6 protein-coding genes and 1 pseudogene are annotated in these 6,457 nt (G+C 50.7%); all 7 read right to left on the bottom strand.

Going from position 1 to position 6,457, the window contains the following annotated elements; translation table 11 throughout:
- Positions 1 to 122 precede the first annotated feature (122 nt).
- Positions 123 to 334, bottom strand: a pseudogene (locus tag OCV31_RS04820) (IS3 family transposase); the annotation flags it as partial.
- Between the two features lie 357 nt (positions 335 to 691).
- A complete protein-coding gene (gene rlmD / locus OCV31_RS04815; protein WP_148473099.1) occupies positions 692 to 2,242 on the bottom strand; it encodes a 23S rRNA (uracil(1939)-C(5))-methyltransferase RlmD in 1,551 nt (516 codons plus the stop codon).
- On the bottom strand, positions 2,242 to 3,048 hold the full coding sequence (locus tag OCV31_RS04810; protein WP_148473097.1) for a CvfB family protein: 807 nt from the start codon (positions 3,046 to 3,048) through the stop codon (positions 2,242 to 2,244). Before OCV31_RS04810 ends, rlmD begins: the two co-directional genes overlap by 1 nt.
- The gene (locus OCV31_RS04805; protein ID WP_148473095.1) at positions 3,045 to 3,617 is read right to left on the bottom strand and encodes a hypothetical protein; all 573 of its coding nucleotides are present in this window, start codon (positions 3,615 to 3,617) and stop codon (positions 3,045 to 3,047) included. Before OCV31_RS04805 ends, OCV31_RS04810 begins: the two co-directional genes overlap by 4 nt.
- Before the next feature lie 84 nt (positions 3,618 to 3,701).
- Positions 3,702 to 3,983, bottom strand: coding sequence for a hypothetical protein (locus OCV31_RS04800; protein ID WP_148473093.1), 282 nt, complete (start codon positions 3,981 to 3,983; stop codon positions 3,702 to 3,704).
- Positions 3,984 to 4,054: 71 nt separating this feature from the next.
- Entirely contained in the window at positions 4,055 to 4,519 is a 465-nt protein-coding gene (locus tag OCV31_RS04795) for a YbaK/EbsC family protein (protein WP_148473091.1), read from the bottom strand.
- Positions 4,520 to 4,532: 13 nt separating this feature from the next.
- Entirely contained in the window at positions 4,533 to 6,353 is a 1,821-nt protein-coding gene (gene typA, locus OCV31_RS04790; RefSeq protein ID WP_148473089.1) for a translational GTPase TypA, read from the bottom strand.
- Positions 6,354 to 6,457: the final 104 nt, after the last annotated feature.

The raw sequence follows: 6,457 nt of genomic DNA, 5'->3' as shown, positions 1-6,457 counted from the left end.
CTCACGCTCTTTTAGTGTAAAATGAGAATAATGATTCATCGTTCCTCCTGGTTGATTGGTTTTCGTCGACACAATTTTACCAGAAAACGGTGGATCATTTTTTGTTGCACTTAGATTGTAAATTCAAGGTTCAAATGATAATAGACTAAACTTCTTGTGACCCCAAGTAGTCTACACATTGCACTAATGCTATATTTATCTCAGTTCGAGATAATGAGGTCTATTTTTTGCCTAACAGTAGTGCAGCTTGCTTTAAAATATCATTCTCCATTTCAACCTGTTTCAATTTTTTACGAAGTCTGATTATCTCTTTTTGTTTCGCATCCACATTATCAAAATGGTTACTCTAAGCAGCACACCAACTATTTATTTTTTGAGTTTTAAACTTTGGTAGAAGTCTTGAACTCTTTATATTTACATAACTATTTGCCTCTATCACTATTATGACACGAAACCCTGCACAATGAACTAAAATTTTCAATTCTAACAAGTCTTTTTCAGTATTTTTAACTTCATAAAAACCTCTTTGGCAATAATGCCTAATTCTTCTTTAGTTGTTAAAATTTTTTATTTTACCATCATCGTTCCCCTGATTTTCAATTAATCTTCTTAGGTTATATAAGAAGTACATATCTTTTTAATCTTAAAGTTTTTAAGTCTTAATTTTAAAATTTTCAATCTTAGATATTATTTAAATCATTCCAAAATGCTCTAAAGCATCTTCGATTGCTTTTTCTTTTTCTTCTGGGCAATTTGGCACTCTTTGATTTTCTTTCTTACTAAAATTATAATTTTCTCTCTCTATTAGACCATGTTTCCTTTTTATTTGTGCAATATATAGGCTTGAAACTTTTAGTCCGTATTTATCTAACACATACTTTTTAATTTCTCCATAAGTTGCGTCTTTTGAAAAGTCAATTTCAGATAATTCATCTTCCCCTATTTCTATATCTAAATGATGTTCTGTATTTAGTTTGGACAACAGAGCTACCGTCTCCACCGCCGCCGTATGGGGGAACATGTCGATGGGGGTGATGGATTCGATATGGAATTGTTCTTTTAACAGAGCCAGATCCCGCGCCAAGGTGGATGGGTTGCAGCTCACGTAGATCATGGCCTCGGGATTCGCTTGAAGGGCGCTTTCGACGACCATGGGATCGAGCCCCGCCCGCGGTGGATCCACGACGAGGACGTCCACCTTCTCATCTTCGGCGATGCGGGGCATGATCTTCTCCGCCGCCCCGGCGATGTAGCGCACGTTCGTCACGCCGTTATCTTCCGCCGTCTTCCGCGCGTAATCCACGGAGGTCTGAGCGTATTCGTTGGCCACGACGGCCTCGGCTTGTTCGCTTAAGGGCAGGGTGATGGTGCCGATGCCGGCGTAAAGCTCCACGATGTTTTTGCCCGGCTCCGCGGCGCTCACCACTTTTTCAATAATGGCCTCGGCGCCCATGGGATTCACCTGAAAGAAATTGGCGCCGAAGATGCCGTAGTCGTAGCCGGCCAGGGTTTCGGTGATTTCTTTCTTCCCGTAAAGGTGTTCCATCTTTCTGCCGTAGTGAAAGCGGGGATTGGTATTTTTCGTGTAGTACAGACTATCCACGCCGGCCTCCACGGCAAAGGCCACGGCGCCGTGAAGGAGGTTGTCGTTCATGTCCTTGGGCCCGGACAAAATCACCATGCTCTCGCCGCGGCGGGTGGTGCGAATGCCCACGAGGGCCACCTCATCCAGCCACTTTTCTCCCTGCATGGCGGCGAGGATTTCGTTGGCTCTTTCCGTCTGCATCAGGCAGCGCTTGATAGAAATAACTTCGCCGCCTTTTCCGTAGAGGGTAAGCTTCCTGTCCTTCACATGAAACTGCATGTGGTTGCGATAGCCCGTGCTCTCACCACGGGCGACGACGGGATCCACGTGAACGTCCACATCGCCGATGCGGGATAAGGCATCGGCCACCCGCCGCCGCTTCCAATTCAGCTCCTCTTTTCGGTCCAGGGACAAAAAGGCGCAGCCATTGCAGTTCGTGTAGGGACAGGGATTTTTCACGCGGTAAGGGGATTTTTTCTCGTAAGAGAGAATTTCTCCTTCGAAAAAGCGCTTCTTCTTTTTCACGATGGTCACATCCACCACGTCGCCGATTTCCCCGCCGTCTAAAAAGACCACGGCGCCGTCGGCTTTGCCCATGCCTCGGCCCCGATAGTCGTAGTCCGTAATTGCGAGGCGCACCTTATCGAAAACCTCCATTACTTCCTTCTCGTTTCCGTGGGTCCGGGAACGGCCTTGCCTTCTTTATAAAGCTTGCCCACGGCCCGCTTAAAAGCTTTTTTCGTGAGACCCGTGAGCCGCTTGATCTCCTCGGGATCCGATTTGTCGCCGACGGGGAGTTTTCCCCCCATTTCATCCATAAGGCCCAAAAGCACGTCGGAATCCTGAAGCATTTGCACATGGGCGAAATCACGCAAAGACAAAGTGAGCTTGCCGTCGTCGAGGACATTGGCCACCCGCACCTCTACCGTGTCTCCGGCGTGGTAGATGCCCTTCATCTCTTGCTTGGGGATGCGGCCGTCGTAGGTGTCGTCTACGGCGACGAGAATGCCGCTTTTCCCCACGTGGTAGACCGTGCCCGTAACCCGATCCCCTTTTTTGTAGGGGCTGTTGGATTTCAATGCGTCTTTAATTTCCATGGACACGGCCAAGCGCTCGGACTTGTCCACGTACATGGTAAAGAGGTATTTTTCTCCCTCTGCGATGCGCTCCGTGGCTTCGGAGAAGGGCAGGAGGATATCTTTCGGCGCGTTAATGCCGACGAAATAGCCGATTTTCGATTTGGCCACCACTTTCAGCTTGGCCACTTCCCCCACCTGAATAAAGGGCGCCTCCAACATGCCGGCGATCTGTCCGTTGTTTTCACGGTACAAAAACACGTCCCGCATCTCTCCGTCTTTTCCCCGCATCTCGCCGTGAATGGGCACTTCCTTTTCGCCGTCGGTGGCCCAAAGGTATTTTCCCTTTTCCACGAGTTTTAACTGTTGTACTTTTCCTAATTTCATTTTTTCCCTTTCTCCAAGAGCTCCTTGGCCATGTGATCGTAAATGTCGTGAGCCCTGCCCTCTAAGGTGAAGCCCAATTCGTAAAAGGCGTAGCTGCCGCCTTCGCTCTTTAAGAGGGCGTCCAAGGCGTAGTAGCTGAAGGCGTCGTGGCGGCCCAAATTTTCCACGATGGCCCGCGCCTGGGTCTTGTGGGAGAGATCCGTGTAGCGGGTCAGGTAGATGCCGAATTTCTTCGCCTCGATCACTTCGCTGTCACGCATAAGCAAAATGGCGAGACCCAAAAAGGGCCGCTCCATTTGATCCAGGGCAAAGAGCCACTGCTCGAAATGACCCACGGCCTCCAGGGCCCGGTTCTTTTCAAAAAAACGGTCGATGTGTTCCAGAGCAAAGGCCTCCCGGCCGAAGTATTCCATGATGCCCACGTCCAAGGCGTCGGTATTCACCGGCGTCGGTGTAATTTCTTTATTCAGTACGGCCCATTCGTAGCTGCCGTCGTCGCCGATGTCCACCCGGGGATCTTCGACGATTTTTCCGTATAAGGTCTTCGGTTTTTTCTTAAATCCAAACATAATGCCTCCTGATTTTATTTTCCCACAGGCGCCCCTTAAAAGCAAACGGCGGACATGGAAAAAGCTCCGGCCGAAGCCGAAGCCTTACATAAACTGTGCGATGTAATTTAATTTGTCTGCGATCCACAGGCGAATGCCCGGGAGATGATCCACGATGGTGCTGCCCAAAGACGCGATGCGGCCCATGGCTTCTTGCAACTGACCTTGGGGATCGTAGATAAAGCCGTCGAGAAAGCCGAACTTGGCGAGCACAGCCAAGACAAGGGCGAGAAAAATCAAACGACGCACCCGCCGGCGCCGGCGCTTTCTGCGCTTCTTCTCTTTTTTTCGATCCGCGACATCCTGAACCATGCTTGTCATTTCCATGGACTCCCCTCCTTTTTCACCAGTATAGCAGACAATATCCAAGCCATGGCAAAGAGGCGGGAAAGCCTAAGCTATTTCGACACGTCGACGAAGCCTTCCCCTTCCACGGCGTGGATCAATTCGTCCACGGAAAATTTTGCCACGGCGTATTCGGAGCCGCAGGCGGGATAGACCACATCGTAGGCCTTTAAGCTTTCGTCCAGGTAGATTTTCACGCCGGGATTCACGCCGAAGGGCGTGACGCCGCCGACTTCGTGGCCGATTTCTTCGGCAACTTCTTCGGCGGAGAGCATTTTCGCCTTGGTTTGGAAGGCGGCCTTAAACTTTTTGTTGTCCACCCGCTTGTCCCCGGCCATGACGATTAAAATCGGTTCTTTTTCCGCGTTTCTGAAGGTGAGGGACTTGGCGATTTCCCCCGGTGTGACACCTAAAACGGCGGCAGCCATTTCAACGGTGGCGGTGGATTCTTCCGTTTCAATAAAGTGTTCCGTGAGGCCCTTTTTTTCTAAATCGGCGTACGCTTTTTCCTTGGACATGATTTCCCTCCTGTTACTTGTTTTTGTTCGCTTTGTAACGCTTGTTGGAATCCAAAATCGTCTTTCTGATTCTGAAGGACTGGGGTGTAATTTCAATGAGTTCGTCTTCTTCGATAAACTCGATGGCTTCTTCCAGACTCAAATCGCGAATCGGCGAGAGGCGCAGGGCTTCGTCGCTGCCCGAGGCCCGCACATTGGTCTGCTTCTTCGTCTTGGTGACGCTGACTTCCAGATCCAGCCCCTTGGGCGAGGAACCCACCACCATGCCGGCGTACACTTCTTCCCCCGGTTCCACGAAGAGATCCCCGCGGTCTTGGGCGTTGTGCAGGCCGTAGGCCGACGCGGTGCCCGTGTCGAAGGAGATAATAGAGCCGGTTTTGCGGCGGGGAATGTCGCCCTTGTAGGGAGCGTAGTCCTCGAACTGGGAGTTCATAATGCCGTTGCCCTTGGTGTCCGTAATAAATTCCTGACGATAGCCGATGAGGCCACGGGCGGGAATGCGGAAGACGAGGCGGGAATAGCCGCCGACCGGCTCTTGCATGGTTAAGAGCTCGCCTTTTCTGCGGCCCAGCTTTTCGATAATGGAGCCGATGAATTCCTGATTCACGTCGATGGTGACTTTTTCCATGGGCTCATAGCGCTTGCCGTCCACGGTTTTGTAGAGCACTTCCGGCTTGGAGACTTGGAATTCATAGCCTTCCCGGCGCAGGTTTTCGATTAAGACGGAAAGGTGCAATTCGCCGCGGCCGCTGACCTTAAAGGCATCGGTGCTGTCCGTGTCTTCCACCTTTAAGCTCACGTCCGTTTCAAGTTCACGGTACAGGCGGGTTCTGAGTTGCCGAGAGGTGACGAATTCCCCTTCTCTGCCCGCAAAGGGCGAGTCGTTGACGGAGAAAGTCATGGACAGGGTGGGCTCGGAGATCTTCACGAATTCCAGGGCTTCGCCCTTTTCCGGATCCGCAATGGTGTCGCCGATATTAATGTCTTCGATCCCCGTCACGGCCACGATGTTGCCGACGGAAGAGCCGTCTTTTTCTACGCGATCCAGGCCTTCGAATTCGTAGATCTTGTTAATCTTTACCGATTCACGTTTGTTCGGATCAGCGGCATTTAAAAGCACCATGCTGTCGCCTTTTTTGATGGTGCCGTTTTCGATTCGGCCGATGCCGATGCGGCCCACGTATTCGTTGTAGTCGATGGTGGAGATTAAAAGCTGCGCGGGCTTATCCACGTCCATCATCGGCGGCTCGATGTGTTTAATAATGGCTTCGAACAGGGGTTTCATGTTTTCACCTGTCCCATCGGCGGATTCCGAAGCCCAACCTTCCTTCGCCGACGCGTAGATAAAGGGCGAATCCAACACATCTTCGTCGGCGCCCAATTCGATAAACAGATCCAACACTTCGTTTTCCACTTCTTCCGGACGGGCGCCGGGGCGGTCCACTTTGTTAATGCAGACGATGACGTCCAGGCCAAGTTCGAAGGCTTTTTTCAAAACGAATTTCGTTTGGGGCATGGGGCCTTCGAAGGCGTCCACCAACAAGACCACGCCGGAGACCATTTTCAACACCCGTTCCACTTCGCCGCCGAAATCCGCGTGGCCCGGCGTGTCGATAATATTGATCTTCGTGTCCCCGTATTGAATCGCCGTGTTTTTCGACAGAATCGTAATGCCCCGTTCCTTTTCGATGTCTCCGGAGTCCATAACCCGCTCCGCTACCACTTGATTGTCACGGAACACGCCGGATTGCCTGAGTAGCACGTCGACTAAGGTGGTCTTTCCGTGGTCGACGTGGGCAATGATGGCTATATTTCGAATATCTCTCTGTTCCATAAACTTCCTTTCTCGGCAAAAGCCGCCATAAAAATAGGATCGGTTGCCCAATCCTTCAACTTATCTATTATACAGCATTTTTCCCTTTCACGAAAGGCGCTTAC

The sequence above is a fragment of the Aedoeadaptatus acetigenes genome, from assembly GCF_025566985.1.
In the GTDB taxonomy this organism is placed as follows: domain Bacteria; phylum Bacillota; class Clostridia; order Tissierellales; family Peptoniphilaceae; genus Aedoeadaptatus; species Aedoeadaptatus acetigenes.
This window is presented reverse-complemented; position numbering and strand designations above follow the sequence as displayed.